The sequence below is a fragment of the Cutibacterium porci genome, from assembly GCF_009696315.1.
Lineage (GTDB): Bacteria > Actinomycetota > Actinomycetes > Propionibacteriales > Propionibacteriaceae > Cutibacterium > Cutibacterium porci.
Genome location: NZ_VUMG01000002.1, coordinates 563,973 through 590,236, shown reverse-complemented (window position 1 = coordinate 590,236; position 26,264 = coordinate 563,973). Strand labels below are relative to the sequence as shown.

Sequence of the window (26,264 nt, the reverse complement as noted above, 5' to 3'; positions counted from 1 at the left end):
CACGAAAGCGCTCAACGTCAGGTCGCCGTCGCCCCGGATGTGCGCATGGTCCCGGTAGCCCTCGCGGCAGGGGCGATGGCTGCTATCGGCACCGGCGGCTACCGCTGGATCAGTTTCGGAGCTGGAGCCGGTTGCCTTGTTGCGGGCATGATTGCGATTCGGCGCAAGGCATGGCTCGCTGTCGTAGCCGCAGCGGTGGGGTTGACAGTTCTGGTGAGCACTGAAGTGCGCAACCATATTGTCCACCACACTGGCCTCGCTGAGCTTGCTCAGCAGGGAGTTTCGGCGACGGTGACCGGTCGGGTCACTGCCGATCCGCGGGCAATATCTGGTGGGCGCACCGTCATGATGACGCTGATAGCTCACCGTATTGTCGCAGAAGACCAGGCGATGAATCAGTCGGTGAAGGTTGTCGTCATGGCGTCGAATGCGATGGCGGACTCAGCGGCGACAGTAACGGTGGGGCACGAGATCCAGGCGCAGGGTTTGCTAACTCCGCCACGCGAAGGGCGGGCTGAAGCGGCGATACTGAAGCTGCGGTCCTCGCCGACGATCGTCGCGCCGCCTGGGCCTCTTGACCGTGGGGTCAATAGGTTTCGTGCCGGTCTGGTCAGTGCTGTTGCGGGATGCCCTGAGGAGCAACGGGCCATTGTGCCATCGCTGGTTGTGGGAGACACGGCAGCAGTCTCCGAAGAGATGTCCGAAGATTTTCAGATGACAGCGCTGACCCACCTGATGGCCGTCTCTGGAGCCAACCTTGCATCGACGACGGCACTGCTGTGGTGGGTAGGGGCGTGGTGCGGCCTAAGGCGGCGCGGGTTAAGGATGATGTCGGTAGTCGGCGTTGCGGTGTTCGTGGTGGTGTGCCGGGCGGAAGCATCAGTCGTGCGAGCAGCTGCTATGGGAGTGGTCGCCATGACCGCGACGGGGATTGCCTTCGACCGTCGCGGTGGCATGAGGACTTTAGCCGTCGCGGTGACCGGGCTCATGCTCGTCGATCCGTGGCTAGTACGATCAACGGGCTTCTGGCTGTCGGTCTGCGCCACAGCTGGCATTTTGTGGTGGGCCCAACCGTGGTCGGTTGCGATGACGTGGGCGCCGACGTGGCTAGCGGTAGCCGTGACAGTGCCATGGGCAGCCCAGCTGGCGACTCAGCCGGTCGTCACCTGGATGGCGGGCACGGTATCGACGACTGGCCTCGTCGCCAATCTCGCTGCTGCTCCGTTTGTGCCGTTAGCCTCGGCGCTAGGTATGGTGGCCGGGCTTGCGGCCTTGATCTGGCCGCCGTTGGGGACGCCGTTCGGGCGGCTGGCCGGATGGTGCGTCCAGCCGATTATCTGGATAGCCCACCTTGGAGCCAAGGCGCCATCAGGCCTCCTGAGATGGCCAGCAGGCGGATGGGCTCTCGTAGTGCTCGCTGGACTATGTGTGGGACTGGCTTTACTTACTCCAACAGTCTTGGCGAGGCCGTGGTTAACCGTGCTCGCTGGATTAGCAGTGTTAACGGCGACGGTCGTGCGTCCTCCCGTCCCGGGCTGGCCGGGGCAATGGCAGGTGGCGATCTGTGACGTTGCTCAGGGCAGCGCCGCGCTCGTGCGTGCTGGCCCCCGCCAGGCCATCGTCGTCGATACGGGGCCGGACCCGCGCCGGCTGAGTCGGTGCCTTAATGACCTCGATGTTGCCCAGGTACCGATGGTTATCCTTAGCCACTTCCACGTCGATCATGTCGGCGGCCTCGATGCCATCCGTGATCGCGGTCCTACCAGAGCCGTCGTGGTGTCCCCGATGGCGTCACCAGAGTGGTCCGCGGAGCGAGTGGAGCACACTGCTGCACAGCTAGGGGCTAGAGTCGTCGCGGCCCGTTCAGGCCAGGTCGTGACTGCTGGAACGGCGCGTCTAGAACTGTGGGCAGGAATACCCGATACCAGCGCACATGAACTTGGCGAAGAATCCTCCACAGAGAACAACTCTTCGCTTGTAGTCAAGGCGACGGTGAGCACGTTGACAGTTGTGCTCCCTGGAGACGCCGAATCTGAGGAACAGCGTCACATTGTGGTGCGAAAAGCAGATATCACTAGTGATGTTCTCGTCGTGCCTCACCACGGATCGTCTCGTCAAGACGAGGGGTTTTGGGCGGCAACCGGGGCAAGTGTGGCGGTGGCTTCTGTCGGGCAAGGAAACTCTTTCGGCCACCCCTCCTACCAGACGGTTTCACTGGCTAAACGGATGGGAATGCAGCTACATCGCACTGATCTTGAGGGGACGGTGCTGCTAGCTCGCAGTGGTGGATCTGTCGTGGTGCAGACACGGTCATGACACTCGGTGTCGTCGATAGGTGTCGCCGGGCCGCGCTACTGTGAGCGGTCGGTTCGCAATGAACTGTCGTGGGAAGGAGAACAGGTGGCGTCACGGTTCACGACGAAAGGACCTCGGATGCCAATGCGTCTGCGCACCTGGCAGCGAGAAGCGCTGGATTCGTACCTTGCTGCGAGCCCTCGCGATTGGCTGGTTTGCGCTACTCCGGGAGCAGGCAAGACGACGTTCACGTTGGCCGTTGCTGCCCATCTGTGGCAAGACCACGTCATTAATCGTGTCATCGTGGTGTGCCCGACCGATCACCTGCGCTCCCAGTGGATTTCGGCAGCTCGTGGGCTCGGACTGGACTTGCGCGATACGACCAATGCTGAGGCCCTTCCTTCCGATTGCCACGGATGCGTTGTGACCTACGCCCAGGTTGCCCAGAAACCGGCCCTCCATGCGGCTCGAGCGACCAATATGCGCACCTTGGTTATTTTCGATGAGATCCACCATGCCGGCGACGTCATGAGTTGGGGATCCGGCGTCATTGAGGCTTTCTCTGCGGCGGTGCGCCGACTTGGCGTGACGGGAACCCCTTTCCGGTCTGATGACGCCAGAATCGCCCACGTCCGATACGAAGATGTTGGCGAGGGAGTCTTCGAGTCGGTGGCCGACTATACCTACGGGTACGGTGACGCCCTACGTGACGGTGTCGTGCGTCCGGTTACGTTCGCTACGTACACCGGGCGCTCCACCTGGACGGACGCAGTGGGGGAGACCCACACGGCTATCCTTGGGGATTCCGAGCTCACCAAGGCCCATGAGGACATGGCCTGGCGTACTGCCCTGGATCCTGACGGTGAATGGATTGCTCACGTCATGGCGGCAGCGTGGGCCCGGGTGAATCAGCTGCGCGATTCGGGAACGATCCCACATGCCAAGGTCCTTATCCCGGCCTCTAACCAGAAGGTTGCTAAAGAATATGCCGAGGTTTGGCGAGACGTAACCGGCAATGAACCGTCTGTGATCCTCTCGGAGGACGCCGCATCAGCCAAAAAACTTGCCGCCTACCGCGACGATCCAGACAAGATCTGTGCCGTGTGTGTACGCCTCATCACCGAGGGCGTCGACGTCCCTGACGCAGCTGTTCTCATCTATTCGACGACGGCGTCCACTCCGCTGTTCTTCGCTCAGATGGTGGGACGTGTGGTTCGAGCACGGAATCGTCGCGAACGGGCTACGGTCTTCCTTCCCGCAGTAGGGCGGCTCCTGGATCTGGCGTCCGAGATGGAGGAGGTGCGCGATCACGTCATCGGTCCTCCCGTCGAGTCTGACCTTATTGAGGAATTCGACACACGTGAGCGTTCTGAGCCCGATCCTGACGCCGGTACCTGGCAGGCCGTCGCGTCTGACGCCATTCTCGGCGAGGTGATTGACACCTACACACCCTCCGATGGTGGTCTATTCGCCCTTGATGGTCTGCTCAGCCCTGAACAAGAGCGAGCTTTGCTAGCGCGTGACGAGAAAATTCGCGCAGAGCAGGCACGTCGCGTCGCCTCGGCACGCCGCGCGTCCAAAGCATCGAAAGAAGCTGAGGAGAGGCAAGCCCGACGAGAGGAGATGGTTGCATTACAGCGTCGGGGTGGGTCCACTATTGACGTCATCAGCGACCCACGAGAGATGCGGCGCGAAATACATCGAGCCTTGCTGGATTACTCCCGCCACCATGATCTCACTCCACAAGCGGGTTGGGGCCAGCTCTACCGGGAAGTTCCTGGGCCGAAGAATGAGTCGGCGTCGATGGACTTGTTGCGTAGTCGGCTGGAGTGGCTTCACTCCCATTAACAACCTGACGAACGAACAGCGTGGCAATTGTGACGTCGTCCTCTGGCATTCTTGGAAGGGTGAAAACGGTCTACGGCACGGCATTGCTAGTCCAGGGCGCGGAGGCGCTGTTATCGGACAGGGCTGTTGATGCCCGGGTCAAGGCTGCTCGTCGAGAGCATCCAGATGCCGAACTCGTCACGTTGGAAGGCCGGGAGGTCGACGCTGGCAGGTTCGTGGAGGCTACTGGAGGCTCTCTGTTTAGCCAGGCAACGATCGTCGTCGTCGACGCTGTGTCTGACCTTGACAAGGATCTGTTTGACCTTGTCACTGTCACTGCGGCTCATCCTCCGGAAACTCTGTGCCTTATCCTGGTCCATCCGGGTGGTGCCAAAGGCAGAGGGCTGTTGACTAAGCTGTCGAAGGCCAAGGTGGAAACCATCAAAGCTGACGCCCTCAAGGCGGCAGCGATTCCAGACTTCATCGCGAAGGAGGCCCGTCGACTCCATCTCGATATGGATCGCGACGCCGTCAACGCGTTGCACCAGGCCCTTGGCAACGATCTGCGTACCCTGGTCGCAGCTGTCGACCAGCTCGCTAGCGATTCCCCGAACGGGCAGGTTGGGGCCGATGCCGTCAGGACGTACTTCGGCGGACGGGCGGAGATCTCGTCGTTTAATGTGGCCGATGCCAGTTTGGAAGGAAGACTTCCCGATGCGTTGGAGACCCTACGCTGGGCATTGTCGATTGGGGTGCAACCGGCTGCGGTGACGGCTGCGATGGCGCGCGGATTGCGATCTTTGGGTCTCTATCTAGATATGCGAACTCAACGAATGGGTGATAAGCAACTCGCTCAGGCTATTGGCGTACCCCCATGGAAACTAAAGTCCCTCAATAGGCAGGGTAGGTCGTGGAATAAGGCCGGCGTCGCGAAGGCTATTCGGCTTGTGACCACGTGCGATGCTGCCGTCAAGGGGGCTGCTGTTGACGCCAACTATGCATTGGAGTCGATGCTTATCGCCATCGACGAGGCTCGCCAAACCTGAGCGAAAAGTTGCCTGGAATCGGCTTGTGGGCATGCCAATGTCGTCATCGGATGCACGTCAAGCGCCCCGACCACCCAGTGGATCGAGGCGCTATGTACATCCTCCGGAGATTCCAGAGGAGCGAAAAGCTCAGACGGCTAGCGAGTTGAGCTTCTTGGAAATAGCCGACTTGCGATTAGCGGCCTGGTTCTTGTGAATGACGCCCTTCGACACGGCCTTATCGAGCTGGCGGTTAGCGACCCTGGCAGCCTTAGTAGCGGCTTCGACGTCGCCGGCCTCGGCAGCGCGACGGAAGTTGCGCACGTAAGTGCGCAGGGCGGACTTGACGGCCTTGTTGCGCTGGCGCGACTTCTCATTGGTCTTCACGCGCTTCATCTGCGACTTAATGTTCGGCACTGGGCAGCCTCTGATTCCTTGGTCGATGTACGTGGAGTGCGCCAGACAGGCGCGACAGAACACGCTACCAAATCAATACGGTTGGTCCCAAATCAGCCGATGCTGAGCCGTGGTTCATGGCTAGTCCTGAGATCTGTCGCTAAGCCATAGGCACTGATAGGGGCCGAGCCGCAGATTCATAGGAGTGAGGTCATACTCAAACCCGCTCAGCACCTCGGTGACGACGTCAGCGAGCTCCGAGCGCAAGGCCTCCATCGGGAACCACACTTCGTGCTCACTGACGTTATACAGTTCAATCATGCGGCCCTGCGGATGCGGACGCCCCCACATCATGACTTTTTGGTTGGGTGACGGCAGGATCACCGTCTCGACGGAGGCATGGAATTCCGGGCTGCGACGCCTAGCATTAATCGCCCGCCTGACCCCGCTCCATATGCGGCCCGGGATGCTGTGCGGTTCCGCATGGGCCTGCTCGACCATCGACCAGTCCATGAGGGGTCGATGGACCCAGCGGTTGTCGTCAGCATGGTCGGGGTCGTGCTGCCACTCACCGTTGAGTATCCCGACCTCGTCGCCCATCCAGATCAGCGGTACTCCGCCATATCCGAGGACCGCGGTCTGCAGCATGACAATCCGGGCAATGGCGGCGTCAACCTCAGCCGGGTCATCGGCCTCCAGCGCCAATTCCAGCCCGGCCAGGCTCGCTAAGGACCCACTAATCCGGGATTCGCCTGTCACGGGATTGTTGTGAAAGATCAGACCGCGAGCAAATGATCCCGGGGCGTGTCCGGAATAAAAGTCGGAAAGGAACCTCCGGTGGGAAACGGGGTCGAGGCCGATTTCACGGGCATCGTCGATAGTCCATTCGATGTCATCATGGCAGCGAATGTAGCTGGCCCATGTTGCCGTCGATGGCTTGTCGGGGATCCGACTCAAGGTTGTTTCCATGAGGCTGACGTCGCGGGTAGCTAGGGCATTCCACAATTGCACCATGAGGGTGTTGTGGTAGGACACCTCGCAGGTCTTTCCCCAGTGACGTCCGCGTCCAAAATATGCCACGAGATCATCGGGGCCAGAAAGCGTTGCGGCTGCAAAGGCGACGGAGGGGGCAACGACCCGCATCGCCTGACGCAGGGACTGGGTAATGTCGTGGACTTGCGGAAGGTTTTGGCAAGTGGTGCCGAATGTCTTCCAGATGAAAGCGATGGCGTCGAGGCGGAAGACCTCAACCCCGCGATTTGCCAGGACACACATGACGTCGAGGAATTCGCAGAAAACGTCCGGGTTAGCCCAGTTGAGGTCCCACTGAAAATCATTGAAGGTTGTCCATACCCATCCCTGGCAGTCATCGTCCCACGTGAAGTTCCCACGGGAAAACTCCGGAAACGTCTCTGGGAGGTTCTTTTCCCAGGCGTTAACCTCATCGTGGGTTGACAGAATATGAAAATAGTCGCGGTATTTCTGTTGGCCCTCCCTAGCTAATTGGGCCCATTCATGTTCGGCCGCCACGTGGTTGACGGTGAGGTCTATAGCGAGGGATATGCCATGGGCGCGGAGGACAGCCGTGAGGTTGGCTAGGTCGTCCATGGTTCCCAGATCTGCGCGAATACTGTGATGGTCCGCGACGGCGTAGCCGCCATCGTTGATGCCTTGACGAGGTTGCAGTATTGGCATGAGGTGCAGATAGCGCACACCCATCTCTGAAAGATGGTCGAGGTGATCCGTTATGCCATTAAGCGTGCCGGAGAAATGGTCGGTATAGATGGTGTAACCAATCATGGTCTCCTGTTGGAGCCAGTCGGGCTCTAACAGGCGGGCTTCGTCGAGGCGCTTGAGATCATCGGGACGTTCGGCGCACCGTCGGAGCAGTATGGCGCAGATTCTCTGCAGAGTTTCATCGGCGCGGTCGCCGTAAACTTTACTCAGCCCGATCCACAGATCTGGTAGATAATGCTCCCAGCGCAGGTCGAAGGATTGCTGGGTGGATGGATCGAGGCTCACGCGTCCGGTGGTGTCGTCGGTGACCATGATGCGAGCCTAGCCGGGTTGCGGTTACGCCGAGAGAATTGATGGTGGTCTCGGCTGAGTGAGTCGTCACTGAAAGCACGGTGTCGTTGACGCGTGAGAGACTGAAAGCTGAGCCGGGAACCTCCGGCACCATCGTCGATAAGGGAGCAGATGTCCGCGCCTCAGCCTGGCAGTACAGATCCGGCCATCATCCGGAACTTCTGCATCATTGCGCATATTGATCACGGCAAGTCGACCCTGGCCGATCGGATGTTGCAAATTACGGGAGTCCTTGACGAGCGCAGCGCTCGCGCTCAGTACTTGGACCGCATGGATATTGAACGGGAACGCGGAATTACCATCAAGTCCCAGGCGGTGCGGATGCCGTGGGAGGTCGACGGCGTCACTTACCTTCTCAATATGATCGACACCCCTGGTCACGTTGACTTCTCCTATGAGGTGTCGAGGTCCCTGCAGGCCTGCGAAGGAGCAATTTTGCTCGTTGACGCTGCCCAGGGTATCGAGGCGCAGACACTGGCTAATTTATATCTGGCTCTGGAAGCTGATCTGGAGATCATCCCGGTACTTAACAAAATAGACCTGCCGGGGGCTGAGCCAGATCGTCATGCTGCCGAGATTGCTGGAATCATCGGATGCGACGAATCCGAGGTGCTGCGAGTTTCAGCGAAGACCGGCGATGGCGTTGACGAGTTGCTCGACACAATCGTCGCTAAAGTGCCAGCCCCCAAAGGGGTGGCGGACGCGCCCGCCCGAGCCCTTATTTTTGACTCTGTCTACGACACCTATCGCGGTGTCGTCACATATGTCCGCGTCGTTGACGGTGCCCTGCGTCACCGTGAAAAGATCTTGATGATGAGCACCGGCGCAGCCCATGAAGTGCTCGAAATCGGCGTCATTTCCCCAGAAATGGTGTCTGCTGAGGGGCTGTCGGTAGGGGAGGTTGGCTACCTCATCACCGGGGTCAAAGACGTTCGACAATCCCGGGTCGGTGATACCGTCACCAATGCGTCTAAGCCCTCTGAAAAGGACCTCGGCGGTTATCAGCACCCCAAGCCGATGGTGTACTCGGGGCTCTTCCCGATTGATGCCAAGGATTTCCCTGAGCTGCGTGACGCCCTTGACAAATTGCAGCTCAATGATGCGGCCTTGGTGTATGAGCCGGAAACGTCGACGGCCTTGGGATTTGGTTTTCGAGTGGGATTCCTTGGGCTGTTGCATATGGAGATCGTGCGCGAGCGTCTGGAACGCGAGTTTGACCTTGACCTTATCTCCACGGCTCCCTCGGTTGTTCACCACGTCCTTATGGAAGACGGATCGACTGTGACGGTCACAAACCCGTCGGAATACCCGACGAGTGGGCGGATCGCCGAGGTGCGTGAGCCTATCGTTGATGCCACCATTTTGAGCCCGGCCGACTACATTGGCACCATCCTTGAGTTGTGCCAGCAGCGTCGTGGTGTTCAGCAGGGATTGGATTATTTGTCGTCTGATCGGGTGGAGATCCGCTACTGTCTGCCGCTCTCAGAGATTGTGTTTGACTTCTTTGACCAGCTCAAGTCTCGAACGAAGGGGTATGCCTCGCTGGACTATCACGAGGCCGGTGAGCAGGCCGCCGATCTTGTCAAGGTCGATATTTTGCTCAATGGAGATCCGGTGGACGCACTAAGCTCGATCGTCCACCGCGACAAGTCTTATTCCTACGGTGTCGCGATGGCCGCCAAACTCAAGGAACTCATCCCGCGCCAGCAATTCGAGGTACCGATCCAGGCTGCCATTGGTGCGCGGGTTATCGCCCGCGAGACTATTCGCGCCGTTCGTAAGGACGTGTTGGCCAAGTGTTACGGCGGTGACATTTCCCGCAAACGCAAGCTGCTCGAGAAACAGAAAGCTGGTAAAAAACGTATGAAGGTCGTCGGCTCGGTGGAGGTGCCTCAGGAAGCCTTCGTGGCTGCGCTGCGTACCGGAGAGTCGACGGAGAAGAAGTGAACGGCCTCAGGGCGTACCGGTTAGATGTTCCGCGTCTGCTGGCCGATCGTGGTATCGACCAGATTGTCGCATTCACTGTGCCCTTGACGGTGAGGTTTCGTGGCATTGAGGTGCGGGAGGGAACCCTCCTCCACGGTCCCGAAGGCTGGGGGGAGTGGTCGCCGTTTTGGGACTACGACCCTGTCGAGTCGGCGGCGTGGTTGCGTGCAGGCATCGAGGGTGCCACGCAACGCCTGCCAGCGCCGCGACGAGATCGGGTACCGATCAACGTCACGATTCCTGTTGTCGACACTGACCGTGCCCGGACGATGGCCGCTGAGTCAGCCTGCAAGACGGCTAAGGTTAAAGTTGCTGATCCGCGTAGCGATTTGCGGGAGGACTGCCAGCGGGTCGCCGCAGTGCGCGAGGCCATGCCAGACGGAGCCATTCGGGTGGACGCCAACGCCGCCTGGGATGTTTCGACAGCGGTCCGAGCTATTACCGAGCTCGACGCCGCCGCCGAGGGGCTGGAATATGTCGAGCAACCCTGTGCAAGCGTGGCGGAGCTGGCTCAGGTGAGGCGTAAGGTCACCGTTCCAGTGGCGGCCGACGAGTCCGTACGTAGGGCTGAAGACCCACTCGCGGTGGCACGTGCTGGCGCTGCTGATCTCCTCGTCATCAAGGCTCAGCCGTTGGCCGGACTCTCCCGAGCCCTTGAGGTTATTGACGCAGCTGGGTTACCAGTCGTCGTCTCCTCAGCTTTGGACACCAGTGTCGGTATTGGCCTGGCAACTCACTTGGCGGCAGCCTTACCGGCCCTTGACCATGCCTGCGGGTTAGGTACGATTCGTCTTTTTCACGGTGACGTCAGCGCCTCGCCGCTCCTGCCAGTTGACGGCTACCTTGTCCCCCGGCGCGGGGAGGTTGACGTCGAGATCGAGGAGCCGGATGCGGATCTGTGTCCGAGGTGGGCACAGCGTCTGGGTCTCACGGTAGCCGCCCTCGTAGAACGGAGCTGAGGTGAACCCCTCTACAGCAGTGGCCCGACGCCTGGTGAGTGCTCTCGGCAGGTCTGGGGTCGAGCATGTCGTGTATTGCTCAGGATCCCGAGATGCCCCTATTGGGTATGCGTTGGCTGATGCCGAGGCTGCTGGATGGCTGCGGGTTCAGGTACGTCTGGACGAGCGGTCGGCTGCGTTCGTCGCTTTAGGCTTGTCGAAGGCTTTGGGTTTATCGCATCCAGCTGCAGTGGTAACAACGTCTGGTACGGCTGTAGCCAATCTTCACCCAGCTGTGCTTGAGGCGGATGCCGCCGGGGTACCACTGATCGTGGTATCAGCTGACCGACCGCATGAAATGTGGCATACCGGGGCTAACCAGACGACGTTGCAGGCGGGGATTTTCGGGTCTGCATCTCGATTCGATGCCCAAATCCCAGCTGGTTTCCCCCCTGATACGCGCCTCGACTCTCTTGTGCTGCGTGCCGTGAGTGCTGCGACTGGGGTTCTGACCCGTGATCCTGGTCCGGTTCATGTCAACGTTGGTTTCCGGGATCCATTGGTACCGGACGATTCGTGGCAGCCCACTCGCCTGTCACATCACCGAATCGAGCTCTACGGAGCCGATCGTAGCCGGGATGAAGCCGAGCACGCGACGCCACTATCCATGCCGTCGCATACCGTCGTGGTGGCCGGAGACGGTGCCGGGCCAGATGCCCGGGAGCTGGCCGAACAAGGCGGATGGCCTCTGCTGGCCGAACCCACATCGGGTGCTCGGGCTGGCTCGCATGCCCTGACCAATTACCAGGCGGTCTTGGGCAGCGCGGTGGCTGATCGAATCGACGGGATACTCGTGCTGGGGCATCCGACCCTCTCACGTCCGGTGTCGCGGCTGCTAGCGCGCCCCGGAGTGACGGTTGTCACACACCGGGCACGGTGGACCGACGTTGCTGGCGACGCGCGGGTAGTAGTAGGCCCAGTCAGTCTGACCGACGTCACGATTGATGAATCCTGGTTGCCGTGCTGGCTGGATGCCGATCAGCCGACTGACCGTACATATAAGCAGGAAATGTGCGACGTCATTTGGCAGGCGTCAGTCTGTGCGAACGCTCCGCAGCTTGTCATCGGGGCTTCCGACGTTATCCGGGCCTTCGACATTGGTGCGGTGCCAGGGCCTGAGCCTGCCTGCGCAGTGGCAAACCGTGGGCTGGCTGGTATCGATGGAACGGTGAGCACCGGAATTGGGCTTGCGATCGGCGGTCGACGTCCAGTCAGGGTGGTCGTCGGTGATCTCACCTTCGCCCATGACGCCATGGCGCTGCTCAGAGGCGACAATGACGATGACGTCGACGTACAGGTTATTGTTCTCGACGACCACGGGGGTGCGATCTTTGGAGGCCTGGAGCATTCAGCTGCGCCTCGCCCTGTCCTAGAGAGGATGTTTCTTACCCCGCAGCGTCTAGATATTTCAGCCCTGGCTGTTGGGCTCGGTGCGCGCCATTGCACCGTAACGATGCGCGATCGTAACGATACGGTTAATGAGATGCGTCGCCTGCTGGCTGAGCCGATCCGTGGCAGAAGTGTCGTCGAGGTATCTCTGCCTGCGGTATGACCCGTGATTGTTGCGAGCACATGATGCACATCAGTGCGCGTTGTTAGTATTCCGTATGCACTGGTGTGCACTGACGCACAAATAGCTCACGCGCTGCGGCTGATGTGACCCTTCGACCTCTAGGGTGACGACTACTGGATGGATCTCGACGTCGAGATCAATAGAAGCCAAAGGGGGCTTGCTGATGTCAGAACAGAAGATGCAACGTGGCGGGGCGCACAGTTTTCGGATGCGGATGACCGCGGGTCTTGTTGCTGGGGTTACCGCCTTCAGCGGTCTAAGTATCTGTGCACAGGCCGCTCCGGTGCCGACTCATGCCCCGGTTGCGTCAAGCGCGCCGAGCGTGGTGACGACGACGAACTACATGACCTCAACTGACCGGTGGGGCACTAAAATTTTCACCAAGACTGACGCTGTCGCCGATCCCAAGGGCGTCATCGTTGTGGTTCCTGGTGCCGGTGAACACCTGGGGCGTTACGACTACATCACTAAGCGGTTCAATGACGCGAACTACAGCGTTTATCGCCTCGATCACCGTGGTCATGGTCGCAGTGCCCGACCCTACGTTGACAACGTGGTTCCTCGTGGTCATCTCGATAACTGGAGCTCTGTCGTCTCTGACGTCCACGAGCTTGTTGGTCGGGCTAAGCAACAAAACCCTGGCAAAAAGGTTTTCCTCGTTGGGCATTCGATGGGCGCTATGGCTGTCCAATCCTTTGGAATCACGTACCCCGGTGAGGTCGACGGGATTGTTTCAAATGCCGGCGGTATTTTCATGAACCCGTTCGGCAAAGACGTCGAGCAGCCTGAGGTCGTGACGGCCAAGAACCTCACCCCAGCCGAGCAGCATGCAAAGCCAACGGTGTCACAGCTCCTTCCACTAGACCAGATCACGTCCGTGAAGAGCTCGCTCCTTCCTCAAGTTATCAAAGACCCTCGCGGATTCGATCACCCATCACTAGCGGCGTCTGCGTTAATTAAGTACCCAAATACACTGGTTCTTGTGCCCGGCGCTATGCGGAACGGTGTGTGCACCGATCCAGAGGTGGAACAGCAGATGATGAATGATCCCCTCAATAACCGGTATGCCACTCAGGGCTTACTCACTCAGATGGTTGTTGGGCAGCTCTACAACACTTTCAATGCGCGTGATTTCAAGGATCCGACTCTTATCATGCACGGCCAGGCTGATGGTCTCGCTCCGTCCTACGCTGACGTTAACTGGCTTAATGCCATCGGTTCCAAGGATAAGAAGGCCGTGTTCTGGAAGGGGCTTATGCACGAGGTGTTCAATGAGACTGTCAAGGATCAGCCGATAGATATGGTGCTGTCGTGGATCAATGACCATAACAAGTGAGGTGCCCAGCACCTGGGTGACGAACTACTCAGGGGCCGGGGTCACCACGAGGTCGCACTATGCTCCAGTGTTGTCCAGAAAGCCTCCATTTTGGCGCCGACCTCGATCCACTCCTTCGCTGGATCAGAGGTTGGCATGATCCCGGCTCCGGCGTATAGACGTACCTGTTGCGAGTCGTCGCTAAATTGTCCGCAGCGCAACGCGAGCGCCCACTGCCCCGATCCATCAGAACTCATCCAGCCAACCGGGCCCGCGAACCGCCCGCGATCCAGACCTTCTATCTCGCTGATGAGCCGGTAAGCGTCTTCTCTGGGCGTGCCACACACGGCGGCTGTGGGATGCATCGCGTCGACAATTCGAGCGGCGTTGGATCCGTTGACCCGAGCTGTGACATCTGTTGCCAAGTGCACGACATTGGGAAGCTGCAAACGGAATGGGCCCCGAACGGTGGGATCACTCAGGCCAGCCTCGGCGAGTTTCCCGGTGACTGATGCGACAGCAAGTTCGTGCTCACGGCGTTCTTTGGCGTTCGACAACAGTTCGTCGGCCCATTCTGGTTTGCGGGTACCGGCCAGCACCCGGGCGCGAAAGAGCCCGTCTCGGCAGTCAACTAGTAGCTCCGGTGTGGCTCCGACGAGGCCGTCATGGCTGTACGTCCAGCATCCAGGGAACCGTGAAGCCAGGCGTGACGCCATGTCGCTGCGGCTCACTGGCGAATCGGTGTCGACGTCGACCGCTCGGGCTAACACGACCTTCTCAAGGTAGGGATCCTCGCGTAGACGGCGGGTGGCCGCTTTGACTGAGGCAGTCCACTGTCCGTGGGAGGTGGCTGGGCTACTGCTGCGGATGCGCGGAGGCTGTAGGTTGAGATCGCGACGTTCCAGGGATGAGACATCACCGGTGACGACAGTTGGCGATCCCAGGTGTTGACGAGTGACGAGTACCTGCGGTACGACGAGAAACCCCTCCTGAGTCTTGGAGAAGGGGAAGGACCCGAAGGCGACGATGTGGTCGTTGCTCCACGATGCCATGCGGTGCCACGCGCATTCCACCGCTCGGTGGCCCGAGGCGACGAACCGCTGTCGGACCCCCCAACCAACCATTGCTGGGGCGTCATCGGAGTCAGGAGCGAGCCAGATCCACGGATCGATGCCATCGGGCACCCAGTGCAGGACCTCGGCTAGCCATTCTGCACCGGGGAGGGTGGAGATGGCGTCGGAACATGAAAGCGTCGGCACGAAGCCTGACTCTAGCCGTATTGACGCCATTGGCAGTGTTACGCCGACCTGGCTACGATCACAACCGGCGGGTTTTTCACCGCTGCCATGCGCTCGCATCTGAAAGTGCTTGGGTTATCACCTGACGCGCCCGCACCCGATCTACCTTGCCCGAGGCCAACATCGGCAGCGCAGATGTCTCGACGACGACTCGCGGTGCGTGAGTACGCCCTAATCGGTCAGCTACCGCGTCGCGCAAAGCCTGTCCTCCTTGCCATTGCTGACTCGGTACTACTAGAGCTGCTACGACCTGGCCCCAGGTGTCGTCGTCTATCCCGATGACGACAGCATCGAGCACCATCTGACTGGCCCGGACCTGTCCTAGCACCTCAGGTGCTGAAATTTTCAGCCCGCCGGAATTGATGACGTCGTCGACGCGCCCGTCAATGATGAGCCGTCCGTCTGCCCAGTGACCTAAATCCTGGGTACGAAGCCACGGACCGACCGGCCCTTCGTCAAGGTAGCCGCTCATGACCATTGGGCCAGCAATGGAGACGCGGGAGTCATCGGCTACCTCGATTCGTACCCCCTCAAGCGGAACCCCGTCATAGACACACCCGCCACAGGTTTCACTCATGCCGTAGGTAACTGTCGCTGTCAAACCGAGGTTGCGGGCTCGATCCAACAGGGTTGCTGTCGGTGGTGCGCCTCCTACCAGAACTGCCACGCATCGGGCTAATGCTGCGGCGCATTGTGGGTCATCTATGAGATGAGTCAATTGGGTAGGTACGAGAGAGATCGCTACCCGACCGTCGGGATGGCGCTGCTCTGCCTGCTCGATCGCTGCCGTCACCGAGGACGGATCGACGTGGCCTTGAATTGTCACAACGTCTCGACCGTCGGCGACCGCGCGCGCCACGACCTGTAACCCAGCAATGTGGTGTGGGGGCAGACCAAGCACCCACGTGCATGGGCCTCCTAACCACTGTCGTGTGGCCGCTCCCGATGCCCGCATCTGAGTGGCAGACAGTCCGACGATGCGACCGGTCCCCGTCGTCGATCCTGAGGTTCTCACGATCAGCCCGACCTCATCGGGCAGCCACACGACTCGATCTTCGACATCTTGGACCACAGCTGGAGGCAGCTCGTCACCCCCGACAGGTACGAGCACTGAGGATTCGCCATCCAGAAAGCGTGACAGCCTCCCCATGAGCCAGGTGACATCGGCGGCGGTGCGCTCGACACGCACGACGCGTACCCGCGACGTCTCTGCAATCGACATGGCAGTCCTTTCCGTGATTCCAGCTGGAATCAAAAGTAATATGGATACGATGACCAGTCGGGCTGGCGATGCTCAAGGAACGCATCGCGTCCTTCCTGAGCTTCGTCGGTCATATATGCCATCCGAGTGGCTTCTCCAGCAAAGGCTTGCTGTCCGGCGATGCCGTCGTCCACCATATTGAAGGCGTACTTCAGCATTCGGATGGCCTGTGGGGACTTGCCGGCGATCGTCAGGCCCCACTCAATGGCCGTGTTCTCTAGCTCAGCGTGGTCAACAGCCCGGTTGATGACACCCCATTTTTCGGCCTGGTCGGCATCGTAGGTTTCGGCAAGGAAAAAGATCTCGCGGGCTCGTTTGTCGCCGATTTGACGTGCCAGGAGGGCCGAACCATACCCGGCATCAAAGGAACCAACATTGGCGTCGACTTGCTTGAACCGGGCGTGCTCCCGGCTGGCGACAGCCATATCGGCTACCACCATCAGGGAGTGTCCGCCACCGGTCGTCCATCCTGGGATGGCCGCGATGATTGGCTTCGGGGTAGCGCGCATCAGGCGTTGTACTTCAAGGATATGTAGACGCCCTAGTCGCCCCTTAGCTATTTTTTCTCTGCGAGCGTCGACGGCGAGATCCTCGTCACCGGCCGATTCATCCGACTCGTACTGGTATCCGGCGGCTCCACGGATGCGCTGGTCACCTCCAGAACAGAAAGAGTATCCGCCGTCCCGGGGGGAAGGGCCATTACCTGTGAGAATGATCGCTGCAACATCTGGGCTGCAACGGGCTGTGTCGATGCAGCGGTACAACTCGTCGACAGTATGGGGGCGGAAGGCGTTGCGGATTGCCGGACGGTCGAAGGCAATGCGCACTACTGGTAGGTCTTCTCCAGCCGGAGCATGGTCCGATTCGCCCCGAGACACCAGGCGGTGGAAGGTCATGTCAGTCAGTGGCTCGCCGGGAATGTCAACGTCGCGCCATCGGTGTGCGTCAAAAGTGTCAGAAATGAACGGAAGGGTGCTCACTCGGTGGAAGCTACCACTCCTATCTGGGATGACGAGCTAGCCATGATGCCGAGATGACGCCACCGACTGCTCCGCCAAGGTGGGCTTGCCAGGAGACCCCCGCTGCGCCTGACAATACTCCCCACAGCACTGATCCGTAGATGAGGAATACCACGATTGCTACCAGGATGTCGCGCAGCTTCTTGGTGAATAGGCCACGGACCAGCAAATAGGCCAACCAACCAAAGACGATTCCGGATGCACCCAGCGTAATTGTGCCAGGAGCGCTCAAGCACCATGCGAACAGGCCTGAGCACACAGTGATCGTCAATCCCGAGACGAGCCAGGTTCGCGTCGACTCAAGGTACACGAGCATTCCAAGAATGAACAGTGGCACGGAGTTACCTGCCAGGTGTGCCCAGCCGTAATGGAGCCATGGTGCAGTAAAGACTTCCCACAACCCCTGTCCGGTCCAGGAATGAATGCCGAACCTGTCAAGGGTGTTGCCAAGCATAGTGTCGATGCCTTCGAGGATCCACATGATCGCGACGACGACCGCCATGACGCCTGCGCTGCTGGCGACAGAGTTGGTGCGGCTCGGAGGTTCGGTCCGACGCCGGCGGACAGGGATAGATGATGGGGGCGGATAGGAAGTCATACCTCCAGTGTGTCAAAGAAGAATCAAGAATTTTCTGTGATTTTCTTCACATATGGCCCCATTGTGTGGTTCTATCGTTGCCAACATGTCGGATGCCGCACCAGCGGCTGAAGGTCGAGGAGGACCGTATGACGGACCACAAGGACGTCTTCGAACCCGATCAGAGCATCGTTGACAACGCCTGGGTCTCAGACTGGAAGGCGCTTGAGGGCAAGGCCAAGGCTGATCCACTCGCGTACTGGGAAGAGCGGGCCCAAGAACTGGAATGGTCGAAGCCGTGGGACAAGGTCCTCGACGACTCGAATAAGCCCTTCTTTAAGTGGTTTACCGGTGCACGCACCAATATCGTTACGAACGCGGTGGACCGTCATCTGACTACTGCCCGCCGCAATAAGCTGGCTCTGATCTGGGTTGGCGAGAACACCGACGAGGTACGCACTTTCTCCTATTTTGCTCTCAACCGCGAAGTTGAGCAGATGGCTAATGTTCTCAAGGCCATGGGCGTGCGCAAGGGTGACGTCGTCACTATTTACCTGCCCCGCATCCCTGAGATCTTTTTCGCGATGCTGGCGTGTGCCAAGATCGGTGCGGTGCATTCGGTGGTGTTTGCCGGGTACTCGTCGGAGGCTCTCAACGCCCGTATTGATGGCTCGGAGTCGAAGGTCGTTATCACCGCTGACGGGTCATGGATTAATGGCAAGATCTTCCCGATGAAGCAGATCATCGATGATGCTGTGAAGTTCTCTCCAACGGTCGAAAACGTCATCGTGGTGCGTAACACCGGGTCCGAGGTCTCGATGGATTCGACTCGCGACCATTGGTACCACGAGTTGTGCAAGCTGCCCATCGCTAAGGGCAAGTGCGAAACAGTTCAAGTGGACGCAGAAGACCCGCTATTCATCCTCTACACCTCTGGGTCTACCGGCACGCCCAAGGCTATCGTCCATACTCATGGTGGATACCAGGTTGGCACCTACACCACCCTCAAGCAGTGTTTCGACATCAAGGAAGAGGACCGGTGGTGGTGCACCGCTGATCCGGGCTGGATCACCGGCCATTCCTACCTCGTTTACGGCCCGCTACTCAACGGCGCCACGGCCTTCATGCATGAGGGCGGCCCGACATACCCTTATCCGGACGGCTGGTGGCAGCTCATTGAGCACTACGGCATCACGAGCTTCTACACTGCACCGACCGCGATTCGTACTCTCATGCGTTTTGGTGACGCCTGGGTGCGTAAGCACGACTTGTCCAGCTTGCGCATACTCGGTTCGGTTGGTGAGCCCATCAACCCTGAGGCGTGGCGCTGGTTCCACGACGTCGTTGGTGGCGGCAAATGCCCGATTACCGATACCTGGTGGCAAACCGAGACCGGCATGTTCCAAATAACTACCGTGCCGTCGATGCCGCTGAAACCTGGCGCGGCTGGGCGTCCGGTCTTCGGCCAGGAGGCAGCCGTCGTCGACGAAGACGGGAACGAGCTGCCTGCGGGCAAGGAGGGCTTCCTTGTTCTCAAAAACCCGTGGCCAGCCATGATGCGCACTCTGTATAAAGACCCGGACCGCTATCTTAAGACGTACTGGGAAAAGTATCCGGGGGTTTACCTCACTGGTGATTCTGCCCGTATTGATGAGGATGGTTATATCTGGATCATCGGTCGCACCGACGACGTCATCAAGGTATCTGGTCACCGCATCGGCACGGCCGAGGTCGAGTCCGCTCTCATTTCTCACCCGGCCGTTGCAGAGGCTGCAGCTATCGGCTTGCCGCACGACGTGAAGGGAAATTCCATCCATTGCGCAGTAATCCTGTCTCAGGGGTATAAGCCTTCCAAACAGTTGACGGCAGATTTGCGGGCCCATGTGGCTGAGGTGCTTTCACCTATTGCTAAGCCCGACATTTTTGATTTTCCCGAGAAGTTGCCGAAGACTCGCTCGGGCAAAATCATGCGGCGCGTACTCAAGGCGCGTGCCCTGGGACAAGACGAAGGCGATCTTTCCACTCTTGAAGAATGATCCCGGCTGGTGACCGGTCAGCCACAAGCGGATATGCACTACTGAGGGGGTCCCGATGTCGGGTACATCAGGGACCCCGCCGACATCGTGACCCGATCTACCCACCCAACCGCCTGATGCCAAGGAGGACATCATGACTGACGAGACCATCGTCGACGTTCCGCAGCCCGTCGCAGAGATCGCCAATGTGAGCGACTGGAGCCAGCTACTTGAATCTGCCAAGGCCGACCCGGAAGGATTCTGGGAGACTGAGGCCACGGAATTGGAATGGTCGAAGCCGTGGGACAAGGTTCTCGACGACTCGAATAAGCCCTTCTTTAAGTGGTTTACCGGTGCACGCACCAATATCGTTACGAACGCGGTGGACCGTCATCTGACTACTGCCCGCCGCAATAAGCTGGCTCTGATTTGGGTTGGCGAAGATACCTCCAAGGTGCGCACCTTCTCTTACTTCTCACTTGCCCGTGAAGTCGAGCAAATGGCAAATATCTTGCTCTCGATGGGTGTGCGCAAGGGTGACGTTGTCACTATTTACCTGCCCCGCATCCCTGAGATCTTTTTCGCGATGCTGGCGTGTGCCAAGATCGGTGCGGTGCATTCGGTGGTGTTTGCCGGGTACTCGTCGGAGGCTCTCAATGCCCGTATTGATGGCTCGGAGTCGAAGGTTGTTATCACCGTCGATGGGTCGTGGATTAATGGCAAGGTTTTCCCGATGAAGCAGATTGTCGATGATGCTGTGAAGTTCTCTCCGACGGTCGAAAATGTCATTGTCGTCAAGAACACTGGCACCGATGTCACAATGGATCCGACGCGTGACCATTGGTATCACGAGTTGTGCAAGCTGCCCATCGCTAAGGGCAAGTGCGAAACAGTTCAAGTGGACGCAGAGGACCCGCTATTCATCCTCTACACCTCTGGGTCTACCGGTAAACCAAAAGGTGTCGTGCATACTCATGGCGGCTACCAGGTACACCTATCGGCGACCATGAAGTACTGCATGGACATTCATGAGGAAGATCGGTGGTGGTGCACCGCTGATCCGGGCTGGATTACTGGCACGTCGTACGTCATCTATGCCCCGCTGTTGCGCGGCGCCACCACCTTCATGGCTGAGGGGAGCCCGGTCTTCCCATATCCTGACGTGTGGTGGCAGCTCATCGAGCATTACGGCATCAACAGTATGTTCACCGCGCCGACGGCCATCCGTACGCTCATGCGTTTTGGTGACGCCTGGGTGCGTAAGCACGATTTGTCCAGCCTGCGCATCCTTATCAGTGCTGGCGAGCCCCTGAATCCGGAAGCCTGGCAGTGGTTCCATGACGTCGTTGGTGACGGCAAATGCGCCGTCATTGACACCTGGTTTCAGACCGAGACCGGAGCTATGCAACTTACGAGCCTCCCGACGATGCCCAAGAAGCCGGGATCGGCAGGTAAGCCCATTCCTGGCCAGGAGGTCGCCGTCGTCAATGAGGAGGGTAAGGAGGTGCCGCCGGGCACTGACGGCTTCCTTGTCCTCAAGAACCCGTGGCCGTCGATGCTGCGCACCTTGTACAAGGAGCCGGAGCGTTACGTCACGACGTATTGGTCGAAGTACCCGGGCGTCTACCTCACCGGTGACTCCGCGCGGATTGACGAGGACGGATACGTCTGGATCATCGGTCGCACCGACGACGTCATCAAGGTATCTGGTCACCGCATCGGCACGGCCGAGGTCGAGGCAGCCGTCGGCTCCCATCCAGCTGTCGCTGAGTGCGCCGCGATCGGCTTGCCGCACGAGGTGAAGGGCAACGCGATTCATATGGTTGTTGTGCTCAATACTGGTTTTGAGCCTACGAAGGATCTCGTCTCTGATATTCGCGGTCACGTTGCCGAAACATTATCGCCGATAGCTAAACCCGATACCATCGACTTTGTTGACAAACTGCCGAAGACTCGCTTTGGCAAAATCATGCGTCGCGTGCTCAAGGCGCGTGCCCTTGGCGAGGATGAGGGAGACCTTTCCACCCTGGAGGATTGAGGTTCCGTCACGCAAGGGCCGGGGATATGGACCCCGGCCCTTGCGCTTCAGTCCATTCCTGAGGTTTCTAAACCCTGTACCAGGTAGCGCTGCAAGACCAGGAAGACGATAACGACCGGCACGATCGCTACCAAGGCGCCGGTAAAGAGCTCGGAGTATTGGACCCCCTGACTTGTCATAAACCGGCTCAAGGTGAGCTGCACGGTCGTGGTGTTCTCGCGAGCTACAAGTAGTGGCCACAAGAAAGAGTTCCATGCGCCGATGAAGGTAATCGTCGAGACTGCCGCAATAATGCCCTTGGAATTGGGGACGACAATGCGCCACATCGTTGTCCAGGGATTGGCGCCATCGAGGTATGACGCTTCTTCCAGCTCGTGGGGAAATTCCAGAAGGGATTGCCGGAACATATAGGTCGCGAACGCCGAAAACATCATAGGGATGATGAGACCTCGGTAGGAGTCAATCCAGCCGAATTGGGTCGTCATGATGAAGCTTGGTACAAAGGTTACCGCAGTCGGTACCATCAGCGTAAGCACAGTGAGACGCAGCACGATAGTAGCTGCCGTATTGCGGAATCTAGCCAGCCCGTATCCGGCCATGAAACTGACGAGAACCGTCAGTATCGTTTGACCGACGGCTTGAATAGCCGAATGGATCATTGCTCCGGGCAGATTGAGATCAGTGTCTGAGAAAAGGTTTCGTATGACCGAAAAATCGAGGTTGTCCGGTAGCCATTTCCAGTCGGAGGACACGAAGGATTCTGGGCTAGTGAAGGCGTTACGAAAGATGACGTAAAATGGCAATAAGAATAGCAGGGATAGAATAAATAGAACGCTGATTTTGAGGCCGTGCAGGGTTTTTCCGGAGCGGCCCGCAACCATGTGAGAACGTTCGTCAGCCATGGGATATCTCGTGACGGCTAGCGTGCCTCATGGCCTTCCTTTCCTGACGTTCCTGACTGGTCGTGAGCCAGTTTTGGGCTAGCCCAAAAAGGACGATGACCGCTGTGAGGATGACGGTTCCGGCACCTCCCATACCAAGGTCCTGATCGGCTCCGCCGACACTCACGAGGTACAGATGCACTAGCGGTGGGCGGGCGTAGGGCGGGTATGTGCCTGAGGAGGACAAGAGGTTGTAGAACTCGTCGAAGGCTTGGAACGCGCCAATGAGCAGCAGCATAAGGACGGCGGCGCTCACCCCACGCAGTTGGGGCATGGTGACGTGGCGCAGGGTTGCCCACCGTCCGGCGCCATCAATAGCGGCGGCCTCGTAGGTGTCGGTGGGAATGCGGTTGAGCCCGGCGATAAGCAAGATCATGTAGTAGCCGACCTGGAGCCACAGGCGAAGCGAGATCAATGCGATCCAGTACCAGTAGCCGACTCCTGACAACCAGTCGATGTTCGTCCCGCCGAACGTGCGTAGTAAGGAGTTCGCTAGCCCAAAGCGGGCGCCATTGAAGAAGCTGAGGCGCCAGACCATCGCGGCGACGACATAGGAACAGGCCGTCGGTATGAAGAACGCCGACCGAAAGAATGCTCGGAAATGGCCGACGTTGTTGAGCGCCAACGCGAGAGCTAGGGAACAGACGTAGGTGAGTGGAACGATGACGATCGCGAAGATGACAAAGACCAGCATTGAGTTGCGGAACAGGGTGTCCGATAATAAGTTCTGGTAGTTCGCGAAGCCGACGAACTTCGTGGGCGATAGCGTCGCCCGGGCGTCGAAAAACGAGAGATAGGCGCTCCACAAAACCGGAATGTAAACGAAGACCAGTAATCCGATAAAGAATGGCCCAACGAATAGCGCGAACCAGAGGTTTCGCCCCTGGTGCCCCCGGAACCGCTGCCAGAAGTTACGGGCCGGGGGCTTCGAGGTTGCATTCACTTGCCGACGCGTTGAAGTTCGGCCTTGGCAGTCGATTGCACGTCTGCGAAGGCTGATTTCGGGTCAGCGCCCTTTTTGACGACGTTGGTGAGTGCAGCGGAGTAGGCGTCAGAGATCTTTGACGTCCAGAAGAGGCTCGGCGCCTTGCCGTATTTGTCGATCATCTCAGCGGCGTCCTTGCCAGCGCCGCTATTGATTTGCGAACACCTGGCAGTGAGATCAGGCTGCGATGGAATATGAGTGCCGTATGAGTTGGCAAAATCGACCTGCTTATCTGTCTGGTCGATCCACAGCCATTTGACGAATTTCTTGGCAGCGTCAACGTCGTTGTTAACCCCCTTGGCGGCGACACAAGATCCGTATGCGCCGAAAGGAACGGCTTGCTTACCGGAGGAGCCAATGGCCGGAAATGGGATGACGCCAAAGTCGTCTTTCCACTTCTTCGAGATATCGCTTAAGGACCATAGACCGCCCCATTGCATGGCGGTTTCGCCGTTCACGAAGGGAGATGGGTCGAACCAGTCCTTGGAAGCGGCGGTGAGGAGAGCGCCGGACTTGTAGAAATCACGGTAGGCAGCCACACCGTCGAAGAATGCCTGCTCCATGAAGGCGACGTCGGTGTGATCATCGTTGAGTTGCTCGAATCCAGAAGACCAGATGAGAAGGTTGCCAAGTACGCCTACGCCGCCGTCATTTCCGGCAAAGAACCCACCCATATCCTTAGTCGCGACAGCCTTGGCTGCCTCAACAAGCTGTTCAAAGGTGGTTGGAGCCGAAAGCTTGGCCTTTTCTAGTGCTGATTTACGGTAGTAAAGGAGCTGCATATCGACGGCCTGCGGAATCGCATAGATCTTGCCATCGAGGGTCATGCGATCGAGCACTGGCTGGGAGAATTTCGACGTGGCGTCACCGATGGCGTCAGTGAGATCGACGACTTGCCCTTTCTGGATCATATCGAGAGTGGCACCGTATTCCGACTCGAAGACGTCCGGGACGCCCGAGCCTGACAGCAGAGTAGTGCCCAGGAGTTTCATGTAGTCAGTGCCAGGATTCCACTTCACGCTAACGGTGGCATCCTTGTAGTCCTTGGCGTAGCGGTTGACGGCCTGCTGGACACCTTTCTCGCCGTATTCGTGGTACCACTGGACGATCTTTCCGGAGCCACCAGAGGTGGCATTAGAATCCGAACTAGTTGAGACACCACCGGTGTTTGAACCGCATCCGGCCAGGACGGCGGCAGTCGCCAGACCAGCAGATGCGCTAAGGAAGTGACGGCGAGAAAAATCCATGATGGCAGCTTAATCCTCAAGCCGTGAAAGTTTCCCGCGATGAGCTAAATGTTCGTTATGGGGGTAGCTGTGAGGCATTGTCTGGAGTCTCGCCACCACACCGTGACAGTGTTCGCGTGTAGCAGATGATTTATCGGGTAGCGTCATATAACAGCGCATCGTCACTACAGGACAAGGAGGATGATGACGCACCCTGACAGCAGCCTGCCGGGACTTCACCCGGCTGACGGGCCATGGAGCATTTACCTCCACGTTCCCTTTTGCGCGTCGCGATGCGGATACTGCGACTTCAACACGTACGTGCTGTCAGCGATGGGGGATGATGCGGTAGCGGGGTATGTCAACGCTGCTCATCGGGAACTTGATCTGGCTGCAGATGTGCTGGGGGCTGGCAGACCTCCAGTGTCGACAGTGTTTTTTGGCGGTGGCACTCCGACGATGCTTTCACCAGCGCAATTGGGCGAACTCGTCGATCATATTCGCACCTTGTGGGGAATTGACCCTCATGGCGAAGTCACCACAGAAGCCAACCCGGAGACCCTTACTGAAGATGTCTTGGTTGGTCTTCTAGCGGCCGGGATTAACCGGCTGTCCATGGGGATGCAGTCGGCCGACGAAGCCGTTTTGGCAGTCCTAGATCGCCGTCACCGTCCGGGACGCGCTGTCGAGATGGCTCATCTTGCGCGCCAGGTGGGATTTGACGACGTTAGTTTGGATCTCATCTTTGGCGCTCCAGGGGAGAGCCTTGAATCGTGGTGGCGCAGCCTTGACGCTGCGTTGGCGGCTGGGCCAGACCACATTTCCGCGTACTCCCTGATCGTCGAAGAGGGGACTCGGTTGGCGGCCCGAATCCGTCGGGGAGAACTGCCGATGACTGACGAAGACGATCTCGCTGATAAGTACCTGTTGGCCGAAAGAGTCCTTACCGACGCTGGGTACATTAACTACGAAGTTTCGAACTGGGCTCGACCTCGCAGTGGTCGTGATCACCGGTGTCGGCACAATATGGCCTATTGGCTGGGACACGACTGGTGGGGCATTGGACCGGGAGCTCACTCTCACGTCGCCGGCACGCGATGGTGGAACGTCAAGCACCCAGCCAGTTACCGGAGCGCGCTGGGTGAGGGGAAGCTTCCCGTTGACGGCTACGAAGTGCTCGACGACGTGCAGCGCCATGAGGAGACGGTGTTGCTACAGCTGCGGTTGGCTGATGGTTTGCCAATGGCGGCTCTGTCCGAGGTCGAACATGTGCGGGCTGCCAACGTTGTCGAGCAGGGGCTCGGTGCGATCGCGCAAGGACGGCTGGTTCTCAATCTGTCGGGACGGATGGTGGCTGACCGGATCATCACCGACCTGTTGGTCTAGAACCTGTGAGCTACG

The 26,264-nt window shown here is 58.9% G+C and carries 19 protein-coding genes; 10 read left to right on the top strand and 9 right to left on the bottom strand.

Annotation, left to right across the window (positions count from 1 at the left end):
- Positions 1–45: 45 nt before the first annotated feature.
- The 3 genes from FYJ43_RS06655 to holA all read left to right on the top strand — a co-directional run bounded on the left by FYJ43_RS06655 (position 46) and on the right by holA (position 5,168).
- Positions 46–2,316: a ComEC/Rec2 family competence protein gene (locus tag FYJ43_RS06655; protein ID WP_154563509.1), complete on the top strand. Its 2,271-nt coding sequence runs from the start codon at positions 46–48 to the stop codon at positions 2,314–2,316.
- A 117-nt stretch (positions 2,317–2,433) separates the two neighbouring features.
- A complete protein-coding gene (locus FYJ43_RS06650) occupies positions 2,434–4,143 on the top strand; it encodes a DEAD/DEAH box helicase (RefSeq protein WP_154563506.1) in 1,710 nt (569 codons plus the stop codon).
- Between the two features lie 20 nt (positions 4,144–4,163).
- Positions 4,164–5,168 carry a DNA polymerase III subunit delta gene (gene holA, locus FYJ43_RS06645; protein WP_326833404.1) on the top strand — a complete coding sequence of 335 codons (1,005 nt, stop codon included), beginning with the start codon at positions 4,164–4,166 and terminating at the stop codon, positions 5,166–5,168.
- Between the two features lie 129 nt (positions 5,169–5,297).
- Here the strand turns inward: holA and rpsT are convergent, their stop codons facing one another.
- Together rpsT and FYJ43_RS06635 are read right to left on the bottom strand one after the other, a co-directional pair.
- On the bottom strand, positions 5,298–5,564 hold the full coding sequence (gene rpsT, locus FYJ43_RS06640) for a 30S ribosomal protein S20 (protein ID WP_326833403.1): 267 nt from the start codon (positions 5,562–5,564) through the stop codon (positions 5,298–5,300).
- A gap of 120 nt (positions 5,565–5,684) precedes the next feature.
- Positions 5,685–7,592 carry an alpha-amylase family protein gene (locus FYJ43_RS06635; RefSeq protein ID WP_154563088.1) on the bottom strand — a complete coding sequence of 636 codons (1,908 nt, stop codon included), beginning with the start codon at positions 7,590–7,592 and terminating at the stop codon, positions 5,685–5,687.
- A 138-nt stretch (positions 7,593–7,730) separates the two neighbouring features.
- Between FYJ43_RS06635 and lepA the strand changes: the two genes are divergently transcribed.
- The 4 genes from lepA to FYJ43_RS06615 all read left to right on the top strand — a co-directional run bounded on the left by lepA (position 7,731) and on the right by FYJ43_RS06615 (position 13,524).
- The gene (lepA, locus tag FYJ43_RS06630; RefSeq protein WP_326833454.1) at positions 7,731–9,578 is read left to right on the top strand and encodes a translation elongation factor 4; all 1,848 of its coding nucleotides are present in this window, start codon (positions 7,731–7,733) and stop codon (positions 9,576–9,578) included.
- Complete coding sequence (locus FYJ43_RS06625) at positions 9,575–10,576, top strand: o-succinylbenzoate synthase (RefSeq protein WP_326833402.1); 1,002 nt, start codon at positions 9,575–9,577, stop codon at positions 10,574–10,576. Before lepA ends, FYJ43_RS06625 begins: the two co-directional genes overlap by 4 nt.
- A 1-nt stretch (position 10,577) precedes the next feature.
- Positions 10,578–12,167: a 2-succinyl-5-enolpyruvyl-6-hydroxy-3-cyclohexene-1-carboxylic-acid synthase gene (gene menD, locus FYJ43_RS06620; protein WP_326833401.1), complete on the top strand. Its 1,590-nt coding sequence runs from the start codon at positions 10,578–10,580 to the stop codon at positions 12,165–12,167.
- Positions 12,168–12,351: 184 nt separating this feature from the next.
- Positions 12,352–13,524, top strand: a complete 1,173-nt coding sequence (locus tag FYJ43_RS06615; RefSeq protein WP_154563084.1) for an alpha/beta fold hydrolase — start codon at positions 12,352–12,354, stop codon at positions 13,522–13,524.
- Positions 13,525–13,565: 41 nt separating this feature from the next.
- On the opposite strand, the gene FYJ43_RS06610 is transcribed toward FYJ43_RS06615, so the two are convergent.
- From FYJ43_RS06610 to FYJ43_RS06595, 4 genes are all read right to left on the bottom strand, one after another.
- A complete protein-coding gene (locus tag FYJ43_RS06610; RefSeq protein ID WP_154563082.1) occupies positions 13,566–14,792 on the bottom strand; it encodes an isochorismate synthase in 1,227 nt (408 codons plus the stop codon).
- 46 nt (positions 14,793–14,838) lie between these two features.
- Positions 14,839–16,023 carry an AMP-binding protein gene (locus tag FYJ43_RS06605; protein WP_154563080.1) on the bottom strand — a complete coding sequence of 395 codons (1,185 nt, stop codon included), beginning with the start codon at positions 16,021–16,023 and terminating at the stop codon, positions 14,839–14,841.
- Positions 16,024–16,052: 29 nt separating this feature from the next.
- Positions 16,053–16,982 carry a 1,4-dihydroxy-2-naphthoyl-CoA synthase gene (locus tag FYJ43_RS06600; RefSeq protein WP_326833453.1) on the bottom strand — a complete coding sequence of 310 codons (930 nt, stop codon included), beginning with the start codon at positions 16,980–16,982 and terminating at the stop codon, positions 16,053–16,055.
- Between the two features lie 79 nt (positions 16,983–17,061).
- Entirely contained in the window at positions 17,062–17,583 is a 522-nt protein-coding gene (locus FYJ43_RS06595) for a rhomboid family intramembrane serine protease (RefSeq protein ID WP_154563492.1), read from the bottom strand.
- Between the two features lie 224 nt (positions 17,584–17,807).
- Here FYJ43_RS06595 and acs (FYJ43_RS06590) point away from each other — a divergent pair, with 224 nt between their 5' ends.
- Together acs (FYJ43_RS06590) and acs (FYJ43_RS06585) are read left to right on the top strand one after the other, a co-directional pair.
- Positions 17,808–19,694, top strand: coding sequence for an acetate--CoA ligase (gene acs / locus FYJ43_RS06590; RefSeq protein ID WP_154563078.1), 1,887 nt, complete (start codon positions 17,808–17,810; stop codon positions 19,692–19,694).
- A gap of 133 nt (positions 19,695–19,827) precedes the next feature.
- Positions 19,828–21,711 carry an acetate--CoA ligase gene (acs, locus tag FYJ43_RS06585; RefSeq protein WP_154563076.1) on the top strand — a complete coding sequence of 628 codons (1,884 nt, stop codon included), beginning with the start codon at positions 19,828–19,830 and terminating at the stop codon, positions 21,709–21,711.
- 47 nt (positions 21,712–21,758) lie between these two features.
- On the opposite strand, the gene FYJ43_RS06580 is transcribed toward acs (FYJ43_RS06585), so the two are convergent.
- From FYJ43_RS06580 to FYJ43_RS06570, 3 genes are read right to left on the bottom strand one after another with little or no spacing between them, the layout of a single operon-like run.
- Positions 21,759–22,613 (bottom strand): carbohydrate ABC transporter permease, encoded by an 855-nt coding sequence (locus FYJ43_RS06580; protein ID WP_154563074.1) that lies wholly within the window; start codon positions 22,611–22,613, stop codon positions 21,759–21,761.
- Positions 22,606–23,595, bottom strand: a complete 990-nt coding sequence (locus FYJ43_RS06575) for a carbohydrate ABC transporter permease (protein ID WP_326833400.1) — start codon at positions 23,593–23,595, stop codon at positions 22,606–22,608. The genes FYJ43_RS06580 and FYJ43_RS06575 overlap by 8 nt, the downstream gene beginning before the upstream one ends.
- Positions 23,592–24,884 (bottom strand): ABC transporter substrate-binding protein, encoded by a 1,293-nt coding sequence (locus FYJ43_RS06570; RefSeq protein WP_154563072.1) that lies wholly within the window; start codon positions 24,882–24,884, stop codon positions 23,592–23,594. Before FYJ43_RS06570 ends, FYJ43_RS06575 begins: the two co-directional genes overlap by 4 nt.
- A 183-nt stretch (positions 24,885–25,067) precedes the next feature.
- On the opposite strand from FYJ43_RS06570, the gene hemW reads away from it, so the two are divergent.
- Positions 25,068–26,249, top strand: coding sequence for a radical SAM family heme chaperone HemW (gene hemW, locus FYJ43_RS06565; protein WP_154563070.1), 1,182 nt, complete (start codon positions 25,068–25,070; stop codon positions 26,247–26,249).
- Positions 26,250–26,264: the final 15 nt, after the last annotated feature.

What these genes read in the sequence shown, in the direction of transcription:
- FYJ43_RS06655 (WP_154563509.1), top strand. Translation starts at nt 46, where the DNA reads ATGGTCCCGGTAGCCCTCGCGGCAGGGGCGATGGCTGCTATCGGCACC.
- FYJ43_RS06650 (WP_154563506.1), top strand. Translation starts at nt 2,434, where the DNA reads ATGCCAATGCGTCTGCGCACCTGGCAGCGAGAAGCGCTGGATTCGTAC.
- FYJ43_RS06635 (WP_154563088.1), bottom strand. Translation starts at nt 7,592, where the DNA reads ATGGTCACCGACGACACCACCGGACGCGTGAGCCTCGATCCATCCACC.
- FYJ43_RS06615 (WP_154563084.1), top strand. Translation starts at nt 12,352, where the DNA reads ATGTCAGAACAGAAGATGCAACGTGGCGGGGCGCACAGTTTTCGGATG.
- FYJ43_RS06610 (WP_154563082.1), bottom strand. Translation starts at nt 14,792, where the DNA reads ATGGCGTCAATACGGCTAGAGTCAGGCTTCGTGCCGACGCTTTCATGT.
- FYJ43_RS06605 (WP_154563080.1), bottom strand. Translation starts at nt 16,023, where the DNA reads ATGTCGATTGCAGAGACGTCGCGGGTACGCGTCGTGCGTGTCGAGCGC.
- FYJ43_RS06595 (WP_154563492.1), bottom strand. Translation starts at nt 17,583, where the DNA reads ATGGCGGTCGTCGTCGCGATCATGTGGATCCTCGAAGGCATCGACACT.
- acs (WP_154563078.1), top strand. Translation starts at nt 17,808, where the DNA reads ATGACGGACCACAAGGACGTCTTCGAACCCGATCAGAGCATCGTTGAC.
- acs (WP_154563076.1), top strand. Translation starts at nt 19,828, where the DNA reads ATGACTGACGAGACCATCGTCGACGTTCCGCAGCCCGTCGCAGAGATC.
- FYJ43_RS06580 (WP_154563074.1), bottom strand. Translation starts at nt 22,613, where the DNA reads ATGGCTGACGAACGTTCTCACATGGTTGCGGGCCGCTCCGGAAAAACC.
- FYJ43_RS06570 (WP_154563072.1), bottom strand. Translation starts at nt 24,884, where the DNA reads ATGGATTTTTCTCGCCGTCACTTCCTTAGCGCATCTGCTGGTCTGGCG.
- hemW (WP_154563070.1), top strand. Translation starts at nt 25,068, where the DNA reads ATGACGCACCCTGACAGCAGCCTGCCGGGACTTCACCCGGCTGACGGG.